Annotated in this window: 14 protein-coding genes; all 14 read right to left on the reverse strand. The window is 67.7% G+C overall.

All coding sequences use genetic code 11. From position 1 onward, the window contains the following. Positions 1–6: 6 nt before the first annotated feature. The 14 genes from cysW to kdpA all read right to left on the reverse strand — a co-directional run bounded on the left by cysW (position 7) and on the right by kdpA (position 15,681). Positions 7–900: a sulfate ABC transporter permease subunit CysW gene (gene cysW / locus ACFPOB_RS01460; protein WP_377795333.1), complete on the reverse strand. Its 894-nt coding sequence runs from the start codon at positions 898–900 to the stop codon at positions 7–9. After that, positions 893–1,738: a sulfate ABC transporter permease subunit CysT gene (gene cysT, locus ACFPOB_RS01465; protein WP_377795335.1), complete on the reverse strand. Its 846-nt coding sequence runs from the start codon at positions 1,736–1,738 to the stop codon at positions 893–895. Before cysT ends, cysW begins: the two co-directional genes overlap by 8 nt. A gap of 2 nt (positions 1,739–1,740) precedes the next feature. Next, entirely contained in the window at positions 1,741–2,778 is a 1,038-nt protein-coding gene (locus ACFPOB_RS01470; RefSeq protein ID WP_377795337.1) for a sulfate ABC transporter substrate-binding protein, read from the reverse strand. A gap of 173 nt (positions 2,779–2,951) precedes the next feature. Beyond that, entirely contained in the window at positions 2,952–4,409 is a 1,458-nt protein-coding gene (gene cysG, locus ACFPOB_RS01475) for a siroheme synthase CysG (protein WP_377795339.1), read from the reverse strand. Further along, a complete protein-coding gene (locus ACFPOB_RS01480; RefSeq protein WP_377795340.1) occupies positions 4,406–4,573 on the reverse strand; it encodes a hypothetical protein in 168 nt (55 codons plus the stop codon). The genes cysG and ACFPOB_RS01480 overlap by 4 nt, the downstream gene beginning before the upstream one ends. 76 nt (positions 4,574–4,649) lie before the next feature. Then, positions 4,650–5,165, reverse strand: coding sequence for a DUF934 domain-containing protein (locus ACFPOB_RS01485; RefSeq protein ID WP_377795342.1), 516 nt, complete (start codon positions 5,163–5,165; stop codon positions 4,650–4,652). Next, positions 5,155–6,822, reverse strand: a complete 1,668-nt coding sequence (locus tag ACFPOB_RS01490; protein WP_377795344.1) for a nitrite/sulfite reductase — start codon at positions 6,820–6,822, stop codon at positions 5,155–5,157. The genes ACFPOB_RS01485 and ACFPOB_RS01490 overlap by 11 nt, the downstream gene beginning before the upstream one ends. A 3-nt stretch (positions 6,823–6,825) precedes the next feature. Continuing rightward, complete coding sequence (locus ACFPOB_RS01495; protein WP_377795346.1) at positions 6,826–7,179, reverse strand: DUF2849 domain-containing protein; 354 nt, start codon at positions 7,177–7,179, stop codon at positions 6,826–6,828. 173 nt (positions 7,180–7,352) lie between these two features. Then, on the reverse strand, positions 7,353–7,808 hold the full coding sequence (locus tag ACFPOB_RS01500) for a hypothetical protein (RefSeq protein ID WP_377795348.1): 456 nt from the start codon (positions 7,806–7,808) through the stop codon (positions 7,353–7,355). Between the two features lie 79 nt (positions 7,809–7,887). Continuing rightward, positions 7,888–8,583 (reverse strand): winged helix-turn-helix domain-containing protein, encoded by a 696-nt coding sequence (locus ACFPOB_RS01505; RefSeq protein WP_377795350.1) that lies wholly within the window; start codon positions 8,581–8,583, stop codon positions 7,888–7,890. Next, complete coding sequence (locus tag ACFPOB_RS01510; protein ID WP_377795352.1) at positions 8,580–11,303, reverse strand: DUF4118 domain-containing protein; 2,724 nt, start codon at positions 11,301–11,303, stop codon at positions 8,580–8,582. Before ACFPOB_RS01510 ends, ACFPOB_RS01505 begins: the two co-directional genes overlap by 4 nt. Positions 11,304–11,308: 5 nt before the next feature. After that, positions 11,309–11,890, reverse strand: coding sequence for a potassium-transporting ATPase subunit KdpC (gene kdpC, locus ACFPOB_RS01515; protein ID WP_377795354.1), 582 nt, complete (start codon positions 11,888–11,890; stop codon positions 11,309–11,311). 23 nt (positions 11,891–11,913) lie between these two features. Continuing rightward, a complete protein-coding gene (gene kdpB / locus ACFPOB_RS01520) occupies positions 11,914–13,950 on the reverse strand; it encodes a potassium-transporting ATPase subunit KdpB (protein ID WP_377795356.1) in 2,037 nt (678 codons plus the stop codon). A 21-nt stretch (positions 13,951–13,971) separates the two neighbouring features. Next, positions 13,972–15,681, reverse strand: a complete 1,710-nt coding sequence (gene kdpA / locus ACFPOB_RS01525) for a potassium-transporting ATPase subunit KdpA (RefSeq protein WP_377795358.1) — start codon at positions 15,679–15,681, stop codon at positions 13,972–13,974. Positions 15,682–15,693 lie beyond the last annotated feature (12 nt).

A 15,693-nucleotide genomic window follows, 5' to 3' on the forward strand; every position in this document is an offset into this window, starting at 1 on the left:
TTCCACTCAATGACGGCGGCTGGCGGCGATCGCGTCGGCGAAGCGCCATTCCAGGACGGTTTTCAGGACGAGCGTGACGAGGGCCAGGCCCGCCAGCAGCGAGGCGACGGCGAAGGCGGCGGCGCCCATATACTCGTTGTAGAGGATCTCGACATGCAGCGGCATGGTGTTGGTCAGGCCGCGGATCTTGCCGGAGACGACGGCGACGGCGCCGAACTCGCCCATGGCGCGGGCATTGCAGAGCAGCACGCCGTAGAACAAGCTCCATTTCACGTTCGGCAGCGTCACGGCGAAGAAGGTGCGCCAGGGCGAGGCGCCAAGCGTCAGCGCCGTCTCCTCGTCGGCGGAGCCGAGCGACTGCATATGCGGGATCAGTTCGCGTGCCACGAAGGGGAAAGTCACGAAGATCGTCGCCAGCAGGATGCCAGGCACGGCGAAGACGATCTTGAGGTCGTTGGCCGCGAGCCAAGGGCCGAAATAGCCCTGCGCCCCGAACAGCAGCACGAAGACCAGGCCCGAGATCACCGGCGAGACCGAGAAGGGCAGGTCGATGAAGCTGATCAGCAGGCTCTTGCCGCGAAACTCGAACTTGGCGATCGCCCAGGCGGCGGCGATGCCGACGATCACGTTGAACGGCACCGCGATCGCCGCGATGAACAGGGTCAAGCGGATCGCCGCCAATGCGTCGGGTTCGAGGATCGCCTCGCGATAGGCCTGCCAGCCACGCGCGCCGGCTTCGACGAAGACCGAGATCAGCGGCAGGAACAGGAACAGGCAGAGGAAAGTCAGCGAGACGCCGACCAGCGCGAACTGGACCAGACGGGATTCGCCCTTGATGCGCCGCGCGGCGCGGGCAGGCGCGAGGTCCTCGATCTGATAGGGCAGGCTGGCATCAGACATCGCCGAACCTCCGGCGCGCGCTGGCCTGGATCAGGTTGACCAGCAGGATCAGCGCGAAAGAAAGCAGCAGCATGATCGTCGCGACCACGGCCGCGCCGGCATAGTCGAACTGCTCCAGCCGGATCACGATCAGCAGCGGCGCGATTTCCGAGACCATCGGCACATTGCCGGCGATGAAGATGACCGAGCCGTATTCGCCGACGGCGCGGGCGAAGGCGAGGACGAAGCCGGTCAATAGGGCCGGCAGCACCGGCGGCAGCAGCACCGTGAAGACGGTGCGCCAGCGGCTGGCCCCGAGCAGCGCCGCAGCCTCCTCGATATCGGCCGGCAGTTCCTCCAGCACGGGCTGGATCGTGCGCACCACAAAGGGCAAGCCGATGAAGATCAGCGCCACCATCACGCCCAGCGGCGTATAGGCAACCTTGATGTCGTAGGGTGCGAGCAGGCCGCCGATCCAGCCATTGGGCGCATAGATCGCAGCCAGCGCGATGCCGGCGACCGCGGTCGGCAGCGCGAAGGGCAGGTCGACAGCCGCATCGATCAGTCGCCTGCCAGGAAAATCATAGCGGACGAGCACCCAGGCGAGGATCAGTCCGAACACCGCGTTGACCGCCGCCGCGAACAGCGCACCAAGGAAGGAGAGCTTCAGCGCCGCGAGCGTGCGCGGCGAGGTCGCCACCGCCCAGATATCGGCCGGGCCGGCGCTCGCCGCCTTGATGAAAAGCCCCGCGAGCGGGATCAGCACGATCAGTGACAGCGCCGTCACGGTGATGCCCAGCGCCAGGCCGAAGCCGGGCAGGATGCTGGGCTCGCGCCAGCGTGATACCGCCGCAGTCATGCTCAGCGGGCCGGCTTGTAGAGCTGGTCGAAGGTGCCGCCGTCACCGAAATGAGTGGGCTGCGCCTTGGCCCAGCCGCCGAAGCTCTCATCGATGGTGACGAGCTCGACCTTCGGGAAGCGGGCGATGTCCTTCGGATCGGCAGCTTCCGGATTGCGCGGCCGGTAATAATGCTTGGCGATGATCGCCTGGCCCTTCGGGGTGTAGAGGAAGTCGAGATAGGCCTGCGCTTCGGCCCGGGTGCCCTTGGCGTCGACATTGCCGTCGACCACCGCGACCGGCGGCTCGGCCAGGATCGAGAGCGAGGGCACGATGATGTCGAACTTGTCCTCGCCGAACTCCTTTCGCGCCAGGAAGGCCTCGTTCTCCCAGGACAGGAAGACATCGCCGATGCCACGCTGCGTGAAGGTCGTGGTCGCGCCGCGCGCGCCGGTATCGAGCACCGGGACATTGGCCAGCAGCTTGCCGATATAGTCGCGGACCTTGGCCTGGTCCTTGTTGAACGCCTTCTCGGCATAGGCCCAGGCGGCGAGATAGTTCCAGCGGGCGCCGCCCGAGGTTTTCGGGTTCGGCGTGATGATCTGCACGCCCGGCTTCACCAGGTCGCCCCAGTCCTTGATCGCCTTGGGATTGCCCTTGCGGACCAAGAAGACGATGGTCGAGGTATAGGGCGAGGAGTTCTGCGGCAGGCGCTTCTGCCAGTCGAGCGGCAGCTTCTTCGAGCGCTGGGCGACCGCGTCGATGTCGCCGGCGAGCGCCAGCGTCAGCACATCGGCGTTGAGACCGTCGATGACGGTGCGCGCCTGGGCGCCAGAGCCGCCATGCGACTGCCGGATCGTGCTGATCTTCTTGGCGTTTTTGCCGTTCCAGTCGGCGATGAAGGCTGCGTTGATCTCGCGGTAGAGCTCGCGCGTCGGATCATAGGAGACGTTGAGCAGCTCGGTCTGCGCGCGCGCGCCGCTGATCACGCCGAAGCACAGGGCGAAGGCTCCGAGCGTCAGACCGGCTTGCAGCAGGCGGTGAAGTCTCCGTCGCGTCATCTCAGTGCTCCGTGTTGAACAGTTCGGAAAACCGCCGGAACGGCTCGAAACTGTTCTAAAAAACAAACAGAACGTACTGAATTGGCGGTCATCGCTCAACTAGCGAGGGCAGTAGAGCCCTTCCAAACTTTTCGCGCCAGAGAGAAAACGCATCTCCGGCGGTTTGGTTCGCTCTAGCCTCGAGCCGATTTTACACCGGCCACGGCCAGCAGCGCAGCCCCCATGGCATGGCCGATCAGGACGAGAACGGGGCCGTGGCTCGGCAGTTCGCCGAGACGCTCCGGAAGTTCCGCAATCGTGCTGGCGATGCGCGTCTCGGCCGGGGTGGTGGCGCCGAGCATGGCGATCGCCGGCGTCGCCGGATCGAGCCCGGCGGCGAGTGCCTTCTCGCGGAACAGGGGCAGGGTGGCCCGCGCCATGTAGAGCGCCGTGGTCGCGGCCGGATCGGCGAGCGCCTTCCAGTCGAGATCCTGCGGCAGCTTGCCATCGCGGGCATGTCCGGTGACGAATTGCAGGCGGCGGGCATGGTCGCGATGAGTGAGCGAGAGGCCGAGCGAAGCCGCGGCGCCCTGCGCCGCCGAGATGCCGGGCACGATCGCGACCGGGATCCCGGCGCGCTGGCAGGCCTCGATCTCCTCGCCGGCGCGGCCGAAAATGCCGGGGTCGCCGCCCTTCAGCCGAACCACATGCTTGCCCTGACCGGCGAGCGAGACCAGCATCGCATTGATATCGTTCTGCTTGACTGCCGGACCATAGCCCTGCTTGCCGACCAGCATGCGCTTGGCCTCGCGCCGGGCGAGCTCGAGCACGCCGGCCGAGACCAGGTCGTCGTAGAGGATGATGTCGGCGCTCTGCAGCGCCCGGATCGCCTTCAGCGTCAGAAGCTCCGGATCGCCGGGGCCGGCGCCGACCAGCGTGACACGGCCGTTCGGCGTGCCGCCACGCTCGATCTCGTCGAGCACGGCGGAGAGATCCTTCCGATCGTTCTCGTCGGGGCGGCGCTGCGGCTCGGCTAGCGCACGGCTGGTGAAGCGCTCCCAGAAGTCGCGGCGCAGAGGAAAGGCGAGATCGCGCGCCTTGACAATCGGGCGCCAGTCATGCGCGGCCTGCGCCCAGGCCTTGAGACCGGCGGGAAGCAGCGCCTCGATCTTGGCCCGGATCGCCTGGCCGAAGACCGGAGCGGCGCCATCGGTCGAGATCGCGACCACCAGAGGCGAGCGGTTGACCAGCGAGCCGAAGGCGAAATCGCAGAATTCGGGCTTGTCGACCAAGTTGACCGGCACGCCAGACTGCCGGGCCGCCGCTGCAAAGGCCCTGGCCTCGTCGAGCGATTCGACATCGGCAATGGCGAGCGCCGCGCCGTAGAGGTCGTCAGCCTGCCAGGCACGCGCCAGCACCGTCACCGAACCGGCTGGCGGATCATTCGCGAGCCCGGCATAGAGCTCCGGGTTATCACCCGCGAGGATCAGCAGCTCGCCGCCCGCTGCCGCAAGCAATTCGGCCTTCCAGAGCGCACCCTCGCTCGCGCCTGCGAGCACGACTTTGCGCCCCGCCAGCTTGTGGAACAGCGGCAGGGTTGCGAGCCGTTCGATCCGGCGCGGGGCGATTGTCTCCGGGCGTCTTGCGCTCATCTTTGGGTCGCTGCGGCCTTCACATCGGGGGGCAATCGGCTGTCGCCGGCAGGTGGCACGAACAGCCACAGACCGGCAAGCACCAGGATGATAAGCCGGAAGCAAAGATCGAACCAGCGCTCGCACGGGCCGGGAGCGGACTGGATCAAGGCGTCGTTCAGCATGGCCTCCTCCCACTCGTCATCGCTATGGCGATCGGCCGGCCGGCGCAGGCTGGTTTGGGCCGATCCATGCATCGTCTCAGCCCGCTGCGGCATGTTTCAGCCGGGCCGAGCGGCGCCGGTCGAGAATGTTGCCGCTGTCGCCATAGCCGCGCTGATAGCCATGGCTGATCTGGCCGAGTGCGCGGGTCCATTGCTCGACCGGCTGGCGCACGGCGCTCGCCTCCGGCAACTCGACCTCGTCGAAGCCGCAGGCGAGGGCATAGGCGAATTGATCGACGATCAGCGGACCGCTCGCACGCAAGGTGCCGGTGAAGCCGTGATTGCGGATTAATCGCGCCAGGCTGAAGCCACGCCCATCGCCGAAGGACGGGAAGCTGATCGCGATCAGCGAGAGCTGGCGGATCACCAGCTTCAGCTCGGGAATGCGGACGGTGTTGGGGATGACGACGCCGATGCGCTGGTCGCGCGTCTTCTGCGCCAGCGCCTCCGGCAGCGCCGCCCAATCGACCAGCGCATGCGAGAGATTGGCGATCGCTGCGCCTTCGCTGCGCGTCCAGATCTCGGCCTTGGCGCCGTGACGATCAAGCAACATGGCTGACCTCCTGGAAAGCCGCCTTGAACGGCGCGAGGCCGATACGGCGGACATTGTCGATGAAGCTCTCGCCGGTCTGGCGCTGGGCCAGGTAGACCGAGACGATGCGCTCGATCGCGTCCGGCACGTCCTCGGCGGCGAGGCCGGGGCCGAGGATCTCGCCGATCGCCGCATTCTCGGTCGCGTCGCCGCCAAGCGTGATCTGATAGGATTCGATGCCGCGCTTCTCGAGGCCGAGAATGCCGATATGGCCGACATGGTGATGGCCGCAGGCATTGATGCAGCCGGAGATCTTGATGTTGAGCGCACCGATCTCCTTCTGCCGGACGGGGTCGGCGAAGCGCTGCGCCAGCGCCTGGGCGATCGGGATCGAGCGGGCCGTCGCCAGCGCGCAGTAATCGAGGCCGGGGCAGGCGATGATGTCGGTGATCAAACCGGCATTCGCCGTCGCCAGCTCAGCCTCGCCGAGGCGCTGCCAGATCGCGAACAGGTCCGACAGCTTCACATGCGGCAGGACGAGGTTCTGGGCGTGGGTGACGCGGATTTCGGAGAAGGAGAATTCCTCCGCCAGATCGGCGACGACGCGCATCTGCTCGCTGGTGGCGTCGCCCGGAGGCGCGCCGATCGGCTTCAGCGAGATGGTCAGCGCGGCATAGCCGGGTTGCCGGTGCGGCGTCAGATTGGTCTCGACCCAGCGGGCAAAATCGGGATTGCCGGCCCTGGCTGCCTCGAAGGCACCGCTGGTCGCCGGCAGCGTCTCATAGGCCGGCGGCGCGAAATAGGCGGCGATGCGCGCGACTTCGGCCGGATCGGCATTGACCGAGGGGCCGTCGAGCCGGGCGAACTCCTCCTCGACGCGGCGGGAGAATTCCTCGGTGCCGATCTCGTGGACGAGGATCTTGACCCTGGCCTTGTACTTGTTGTCGCGCCGGCCCTCGAGATTGTAGACCCGCATGATCGCCTCGAGATAGGCGAGCAGGTCAGCCTTGGGCAGGAACTCGCGCACGACCTTGCCGATCATCGGGGTACGGCCAAGGCCGCCTCCGACGAGGACCTCGTAGCCGATCTCGTGCGTGTCGGGATGGCGCAGGATGCGCAGGCCGATATCGTGCGCCTTGATCACGGCGCGGTCGTGCTCTGCGCCGGTGACCGCGATCTTGAACTTGCGCGGCAGGTAATCGAACTCGGGATGCAGGCTCGACCATTGCCGGATCAATTCGGCGGTCGGGCGCGGGTCCTCGACCTCGTCCTGGGCGACGCCGGCAAAATGGTCGGCGGTGACGTTGCGGATGCAGTTTCCCGACGTCTGGATCGCATGCATCTCGACATCGGCGAGCAAATCGAGAATATCAGGGATGTCGCGCAGCTTGGGCCAGTTGAACTGGAGATTCGTGCGCGTGGTGAAATGGCCGTAGCCGCGGTCATAGCGCTCGCCGATCAGCGCGAGCTGGCGCATCTGCTTCGACGAGAGCGTGCCATAGGGCACGGCGATCCGCAGCATATAGGCGTGCAGCTGCAGATAGACGCCGTTCTTCAGGCGCAGCGGCTTGAACTCGTCCTCCGTCAGCGAACCGCTGAGCCGGCGGCCGACCTGGTCGCGGAATTGCGCGACCCGCTCGCGGACAAAGCGTTCGTCGAATTCATCGTAGCGATACATGCGTCAGGCTCTCAGGAAAGCTGGGGCAAGCGGCAGTTCGGCCTGCTTGCCGAGATCGCGCCGGATGCTGGGGCCGGTCGTCTTCATCCGCTCGCGGTAATGGCGCGGCACCGGCACGCCGTCCTCGATCGCGACATCGACCAGATAGGCATCGACGACATGCTGGTTGCCGAGTTCGGCGGCGGCGAAGGCATCGAGCCGATCAGCGGTCGCATCGTCATCGCCGACCAGCGCGGCGCCGGGATCACGCGACCAGTGCAGGCCGTTCGCATCACCCGCCGCGAAGACGACATCGCCGTCGAGCAGGTCGTTGGCCAGCAGGATAACCGGCAGGGCAGGGCGCTTGGCGGCAGCCATGAATGATGCTCGCTACGTTCGCTATTCCGAACGTTTTACATAAGGCACGGGCCTTCGAGCATCAATTCACGTCAGGTAGTGTGATTTTTCTTATTCCCGTTCGAAAAGAGGAAATCTCTCTTCGCAGCTATTCGACTACCGAAATCCGGGGAAGCATTTTCTCCGGGGAACCGTCAGCCCCGGCTGCAGGCCTGACTGAGTTTTCGCAAGGCCGGGCCGATTCCCCTGAGCGGGATCACGTCATAGCCCTTCTTGATGCCTTCCTGGCGGATACGCAGCGAGCGGCCGGCGGACAGCATCGAGAGCATCTCGCCATCCGCACCAACGACGCGATAGGCGCCTCCGAACGGCCCTGACGTGTCCTTGAGACTGAGCGGAAAGTCGCGACCGTCGATCGCCAGGGTGATCGGCCCTTCCGAAAGCACGCCGGGAATATCGAGATAGAGGCCGAGCTGCTTGTCCGCTTCGCAGCGGATGAAGGCGCAGGACCAGGCATCGTCGGTCATCGTCGGGGAGCAGCCCTGGATGGCGCGCTTGCTCTCACCGTCGAAGATGCTCGGCCTCCAGTCGGCTGGCGCTTCGCCCGTCGCGGCAAGACCAAGCAGCATGCTCAGGATCACAACCCGCATCATTGCCTCGCATGGGTTCGCTGCGAAACGGTAGGGACCGGACACTGCCGCGACAAGACCGCTGCGGAATCGCCGGCCTTTAGACCAGTCCGCCCAGCCGATAACCGACGCCCGGCTCGGTCTCGATCAGCTTCGGCTCGGCCGGATCGTCCTCGAGCTTCTGCCGGAGCTGGCCGACGAAGACGCGCAGGTACTGCACGTCGTGCTCATGGGCCGGGCCCCACACCGCGGTGAGGATCTGCTTATGGGTCAGCACGCGGCCATTGCCCTGCGCCAGACAGGCGAAGAGGTCGTATTCCTTGGGCGAGAGCTTCACGGCCGCGCCGCCCTTGCTGATCCGCCGATTGACGAGATCGATCTCGACATCGCCGACCTGCAGCGCCGGCTCCGAACCCTGGCGTTCGAGGCGATGGCGCAGCGCGACGCGCAGGCGCGCCAGCAGTTCGCCGACACCGAAGGGTTTCTCGACATAGTCGTCGGCGCCGGCGTCGAGCGCGTCGATCTTCTCGGTCTCGCGATCGCGGGCCGAGAGGATGATCACCGGCCCGTCATAGAAGGCGCGCGCCTTGGCGAGCGCCTCCTTGCCGTCCATGTCGGGCAGGCCGAGATCGAGCACGACGGCGTCCGGGGGCTTGCGGGCGATCTCGCGCAGGCCGCTGGCGGCGTCGTCGGCGCGGATCGGCTCGTAGCCGGCGGCATCGAGCGCCGGGCCGAGGAAGCGATGGATCTGCGGCTCGTCGTCGATGACGAGGATGCGCGGGCGAAAGGCGGTCATGATTTGGTCTCTCCGCCCGCGACGTCCTTGCGCAGGCTGATCAGGATGCGGGTGCCGCCCTTGCTGCCGTCGGGACGGTCATGGATCGGGCTGGCGGCGGCGATACGCCCGCCCATCGCCTCGACGAAGCCCTTGGCGATAGCGAGGCCCAGGCCGGCACCTTTGCCGCGCTCGCCGCCGCGGTCGATCGATTCCTCCAGCCGCCGGAACTTCTCGAAGACGCGCTCCAATTCGGCGGTCGGGATGCCGCGGCCCTCGTCCTCGATCGAGATCACGACATTACCGCGGTCCTCATAGGCCGCCGCCTCGATCAGCGCGCCATCATCGCTATAGGCGATGGCGTTTTCGAGGATGTTGACAAGCACCTGCTCCAGCAGCCCGGGATCGGCCCTGACGAGCGAGAGCTCCGCTGGAAAATCCCGGTGGACGCGACGCTGGCCGAGCCGACGCGAGACTCGCGAGAGCGCCGCGGCGATCACGTCGCGGACATCGATCCAGTCGCGCCGCGCCACCAGCGCCCCGCCTTCAAGCCTCGTCATGTCGAGCAGGTCGCCGACATAGCGGTTGAGCCGCTCGGCCTCCTCGCGGATCGAGAGCAGCAAATCGTCCCGCACCGCCGGCTTCATGCCGTCGCCATAGTCGATCAGCGTCGTCGCCGAGCCGAGCACGGTGGCGAGCGGTGTGCGCAGATCATGGCTGACCGAGTTGAGCAGCGCCGAGCGCAGGCGGTCGCTGCGGCGCAGCGCTTCGGCGTCGACGGCGGCGGCGGCAAGCTCGGCCCGCTCGATCGCGATCGCGCCCTGGTCGAGCAGCGCCAGGGCGAAGCGCTCGTTCTCCGCGGTCGCAAGCGCCTTCGGCTCGAAGCCGACCACGCCGGAGCGGGCCCGCACGCCTTGCAAAGGCCGGAAGCTCCAGGCGGCGTTAGGGAGGGTGCCAGTACCGGCGCCGGCGGGCTCGCCGCGATTCCAGGTCCAGCGCGCGGCGGTCATGTCCGCGGTCGAAAGCGCCTCCAGCTCCGGCGCGCCGGCGGCCGGGGCGATCTCGCCGTCCACCGGCAGCAGCACCACAATCTTGCCGGAGGTTGCCGCCGAGACCTGCTCGGCCAGAATGGACGCGACGTCCTCGCGCCGCGCCGCGGCCGAGAGCCGGCGGCTGGCGGCGAGCAGGGCGGTGATCGCCGACGCCCTCCGTGCCGTCGCCCTGGCCTGGTCGCGGATGCGTCCGGTCAGGCCGCCCGTCGTCAGCGCGACCGCGAAGAAGACGAGGAAGGTCAGTACGTCGGCCGGGTGGCCGATCCACACCGTCAGACGCGGCTCGAGGAAGAAGAAATTGTAGGCGAAGGCGGCGAGCGCCGCGGCCGTCACCGCCGGCCAGAGGCCAAAGGCGAGGCCGGCGCCGAGAACGCTGACCAGGAACAGCATGGCGAGGTTGACGTTTTCGACCCGCCTGTCGATCAGTTCGGCCAGACCGATTGCGGCCCCGACCATGGCTAGCGCGCCGAGATGCCCGAGCCAGCCCGCTCTCCGTTGCGGCGAAGCGCGCAGGGCCGGCTGCACCGGCCCGCTTGCGACCTCGGTGATGATGTGCAGCGCCGCACCATTCTGCGCCTTGAGCAATTCGGGCGCGAGAGAGGGCCTGAACCAGGAGCGCCAGCCCTTGCGATGCGATTTGCCGACGACGATCTGGGTGACGTTGTTGCGCCGGGCATAGTCGAGCACAGCGCCGACGAGATCGTCGCCATTCAGCACGACGCTGGCGCCGCCGAGCTGTTCGGCGAGCCTCAAAGCTTCGGCGAGATGGGCGCCGCGGGCCGCATCCGGCTCCACTCCGCTGGGCCGCTCGACATGGGCGACCGTCCAAGGCGCATCCATCATCATGTCCGACAGGCGCCGCCCGGCCCGGACCAGCGAGCCGGCCATGGCATCGGGGCCGATCAGCACGAGGATGCGCTCGCCCGCCGCCCAAGGCCCCTCGACCCCGGCGCGCTTCATCGCCTGGTTCAGATGGTCGTCGACCGTCTGGGCCGCGCGGCGCAGCGCCAGCTCGCGCAGCGCCGTCAGGTTCTCCGGCTTGAAGAAGTTGCCGGCGGCGAGCCGCGCCGTCTCGGGGACGTAGACCTTGCCTTCCTCCATGCGCTGGCGCAGCTCGGTCGGCGTGATGTCGATCAATTCGATCTCGTCGGCGCGGCTGAGCGCACTGTCCGGCACGGTCTCGCGCTGGCGCACTCCGGTGATCTTCCAGACCACGTCGACCAGGCTTTCGAGATGCTGGACGTTGAGCGTCGTCCAGACGTCGATGCCCGCCTGCAACAACTCCTCGACATCCTGCCAGCGCTTGGGATGGCGGCTGCCGGGCGCGTTGGAGTGGGCGTATTCGTCAACCAGCAGCAGCTTTGGCTTGAGGGCGAGGGCCGCGTCGAGGTCGAACTCCATCATCAGCCGGCCGCGATGCTCCAGCGGCCGGCGCGCCATCACCTCAAGCCCGTCGAGCAGCTCTTCCGTCTCGCGCCGGCCATGCGTCTCGACCACGCCGACGAGCACCTCGCCATGCTCCTCTTGCGCGCGCCTAGCCTGCGTCAGCATCTCGTAGGTCTTGCCGACGCCCGGCGCCATGCCGAGAAAGATCTTCAGCCGGCCACGCTTGCCGCGGCCGGCTGAAGCGAGCAGGGCGTCGGGGTCGGGCCGCCCTGCCTCTCTGAATTGGGATTCGTCTGTTGCCATCGAACCTAACGTTGAGCGCGCGGCCAGCGCGCGTCGAGTGCCAAATTGACTCCGAGCACATTGACGCGAGGCTCGCCGAGCAGGCCGAAGGTCGAGCCCTCGGTGTTGGCGGCGATCACTGCCAGCACGTCGGCAGGCTGGGCCTTGCGGGCCGCGGCGATGCGCGCGACCTGCCGCGCCGCATTGGCCGGCGAGACATGCGGGTCGAGGCCGGAGCCCGAAGTCGTGACGGCGTCGACCGGGATCGGGGCCGGGCTCTCGGCGCGCAGGGCCTCGGCGTCGGTCTTGATGCGGGCGGCGAGATCCTCGTTCAGCGGCCCGAGATTGGAGCCGGACGAGCCCGAGGCGTCATAGCCGTCCTTGCCGGCGGCCGAGGGGCGGGGACGCAAGTAGGCTTCGTCCTTGAAGTTTTGGCCGACGAAGCGCGAGCCGACGATCTCGCCGGAGGCGTTGCGGATCAGCGAGCCGCCGGCCTGGGCCGGGAACAGTGCCTGTGCCAGCCCGGTGACGCCAAGCGGGTAGGCGAGGCCGAGCAGGGCGGTGAAAAGGACCATCGAGACGACGGCGGGGCGAAGATTGGCGATCATAATACGGCTCTCCTGTCAGGCCGTCAGACGAGCTTGAGGGCGGCGAGGGCGAGATCGATCAGCTTGATGCCGACGAAGGGCGCGATGATGCCGCCGATGCCGTAGACTGTGAGGTTGCGCGAAAGCAGCTTGGCCGCGCCGATGGCCCGGTAGCGCACGCCCTTCAGGGCGAGCGGGATCAGCGCGACGATCACCAGCGCGTTGAAGATCACCGCCGAGAGGATCGCGCTCTGCGGGCTCGCCAGACCCATGATGTTGAGCGCGCCGAGCGCCGGCAGCGAGACGACGAAGAGCGCCGGGATGATGGCGAAGTATTTCGCAACGTCGTTGGCGATCGAGAAGGTGGTGAGCGCGCCGCGGGTGATCAGCAGCTGCTTGCCGACCTCGACGATCTCCAGGACCTTGGTCGGGTCGCTGTCGAGATCGACCATGTTGCCGGCCTCGCGCGCCGCCTGCGCGCCGGTCTGCATGGCGACGCCGACATCGGCCTGGGCGAGGGCCGGGGCGTCGTTGGCGCCGTCGCCGCACATGGCGACGAGGCGGCCCTTGGCCTGCTCGGTGCGGATGATCCGCAGCTTGTCCTCGGGCGTCGCCTCGGCGAGGAAGTCGTCGACGCCGGCCTCGGACGCGATCGCCGCGGCGGTGACCGGGTTGTCGCCGGTGATCATCACCGTGCGCACGCCCATGCGGCGGAGATCCGCGAAGCGTTCCTTCACGCCGGGCTTGACCACGTCCTTGAGGTGGATGACGCCGACCAGCGCGCCGTTCTCGCTGACGGCGAGTGGCGTGCCGCCCGAGCGGGCGATGCCATCGACCGCCTGACGCAATTCCGCCGGCACCTGGCTCTCGCCGAGGTCGAGCGTCTTGATGACGGCGTCGACCGCGCCCTTGCGCCAGGATTTGCCATCGAGGTCCAAGCCCGACTGGCGCGTGGTGGCGCTGAACGGGATCGCGGTCGCACCGGCCGGAATCTCGGCGGCGACGCCCTGATTGCGGGCTAGCTCGACGATCGAACGGCCTTCCGGCGTCTCGTCGGCAAGCGAGGCCATCAGCGCGGCCCGCAGCGCCGCGTCGGGGCGCACGCCCGGGACGGGGATCACTTCGACCGCCATGCGGTTGCCGAAGGTGATGGTGCCGGTCTTGTCGAGCAGGAGCGTATCGACGTCGCCGGCGGCCTCGACCGCCCGGCCCGAGGTCGCCAGGACATTCACTTTCAGAAGCCGGTCCATGCCGGCGATGCCGACGGCGCTGAGCAGGCCGCCGATCGTGGTCGGGATCAGCGTGACGAAGAGCGCGCCGAGCACCATCGGGTCGAGCGAGACGCTGGAGAAGGCGCCGAGCCCGGTCAGTGTGACGACCGCGATCAGGAAGACCAGGGTCAGGCCGGCGAGCAGCACGGCGAGCGCCAGCTCGTTCGGGGTCTTGCGCCGGTCGGCGCCTTCGACCATCGCGATCATGCGATCGAGAAAGGACGAGCCCGGCCGCGAGGTGACCTTCACCTTGATCCAGTCGGAGACGACCGTGGTGCCGCCGGTGACGGCGGAGCGGTCGCCGCCGCTCTCGCGGATGACGGGGGCGGATTCGCCAGTGATAGCGGCTTCGTTGACCGAGGCGACGCCCTCGATGATCTCGCCATCGGCGGGAATGACGTCGCCGGCCTCGACCAGGACGACATCGCCGGGCGCGAGTTCGTGAGCCGGCGTCGGGATCATCGCATTGCGCTCGGCGTCGATGATCAGCTTGGCCTTGGTGGTGACGCGGGTGGCGCGCAGCGAATCCGCCGCCGCCTTGCCGCGCCCCTCGGCGATCGCCTCGGCGAAGTTGGCGAAGACCACGGTGAGCCAGAGCCAGATTGCGATCTGGATCGGGAAGGCCGCAGCCTGGCCGTTGGCAATCGCCACGATGGCCGAGACGGTGGCGAGCGCCGCTACGACCTCGGTAGCGAGTATGACCGGGTTGCCGGCCAGCTTGCGCGGGTCGAGCTTGCTGAAAGCGCTCTTCAGGGCCGTCAGGATGACGGCCTGGTTGAAGGCGCTGGACTTGGCGAGTGAGACACTCATCTAACGAGTTCCTTTGTCGGCTCAGCGAGCGGCCGCAAGCACCTGGAAGTGCTCGACGATCGGCCCGAGCGCGAGCGCGGGGAAGAATTGCAGGCCGCCCAGGATCAGGATGATGCCGATGAGCAGGCCGACGAAGAGCGGGCTATCGCTCGGCAGAGTGCCGGCGGTCGGCGCGAGCTTCGGCTTGGCGGCGATGGCGCCGGCCATGGCGAGCACCGGGACCATGTAGGCGAAGCGGCCGAGCAGCATGGCGATGCCGAGCGTCGTGTTCCACCAGGGTGCGTTTGCGGTAAGCCCCGCGAAGGCCGAACCATTGTTCCCCGCCGCCGAGGAATAGGCGTAGAGGATTTCGGAGAGACCGCGCGGCCCCTTGTTCAGCAAGCCCTCGAGCGCAACCGGCAGCGCCGCGGCGATGGCCGAGAAGCCGAGGATGGCGAGCGGCAAGATCAGCACCGCCAGCATGGCGAACTTGATCTCGCGGCTCTCGACCTTCTTGCCGAGATATTCCGGCGTGCGCCCGACCATCAGCCCGGCGACGAAGACCGCGAGCAGCGCCATCACCACCATGCCGTAGAGGCCTGAGCCGACGCCGCCAGGCAGGATCTCGCCGAGCTGGATCAGGAACATCGCGATACCGCCGCCAAGCGGCATGTAGCTGGCATGCATCGAGTTGACCGAGCCGTTCGAGGCGCCGGTTGTCATCGCCGCCCAGAGCGCGGAGGCGGCGGCGCCGAAGCGCACTTCCTTGCCTTCCATGTTGGCCGGCGCATCGGTGATGCCGGCGGCGATCATGGCGGGCTGCGGCGTCAGCGTCTCGGCGGAGTAGATCGCCGCGGCGCCGAGGCCGACCAGGATCACCATCGCGGCGAGCAGGGCGCGGGCCTCCTTGCGGGCGCCGGCGGCGCGACCGAACGCGATGACCGTGCCGAAGGCGAGCGCGTTCAGCGCGACGACCTCGATCAGATTGGTCAGCGGCGTCGGGTTCTCGAGTGGGTGGGCCGAGTTGACGTTGAACAGGCCGCCGCCATTGGTGCCCCACTGCTTGATCGCTTCCTGGCTGGCGACCGGGAACAGGGCGATGATCTGGTCGGCGCCCTCCAGCGTCCTGGCGGTGACATTGGCGAGCAGGCTCTGCGGCACGCCGGCCGCGACGAGCGCCAGCGCGGTGACGATCGAGACCGGCAGGAGCACGTAGAGGACCGAGCGGGTCAGGTCGACCCAGAAATTCCCTAATGTCTCGCCGCGATCGGCGGCGAAGGCGCGTGCCACGGCAGCCGCGACGGCGAGGCCGGCACCGGCCGAGACGAAATTCTGCACGGTGAGGCCCGCCATCTGGCTGAAGCTGCTCAGCGTCGTCTCGCCGCCATAAGACTGCCAGTTTGTGTTGGTGACGAAGCTGACGGCGGTGTTGAAGGCGAGATGCGGCGACAGTCCGCCGAAGCCCTGCGGGTTCAGCGGCAGCAGTCCCTGCAATCGCAGCAGGCCGTAGAGCAGCACGAAGCCGGCCGCGCTGAAGGCGAGCACGGCGCCGGCATAGCCGAGCCAGGTCTGCCCCTTGTTCCGGTCGATGCCGAGAGCGGCGTAGAAGCCGGCCTCGACCGGCCGCAGCACCAGGTCGAATGGGGTTTTCTCGCGCGCCCAGACGCGCGCCATATAGATGCCGAGCGGCCAGCCCACGGCTACCGTCAGCGCGATCGTGAAGACGATCTCGGCCCAGCCCCGCCAGTCCATGCGAGGTCTCCT

It is taken from the genome of Allobosea eneae (assembly GCF_042657265.1).
Lineage (GTDB): Bacteria > Pseudomonadota > Alphaproteobacteria > Rhizobiales > Beijerinckiaceae > Allobosea > Allobosea eneae.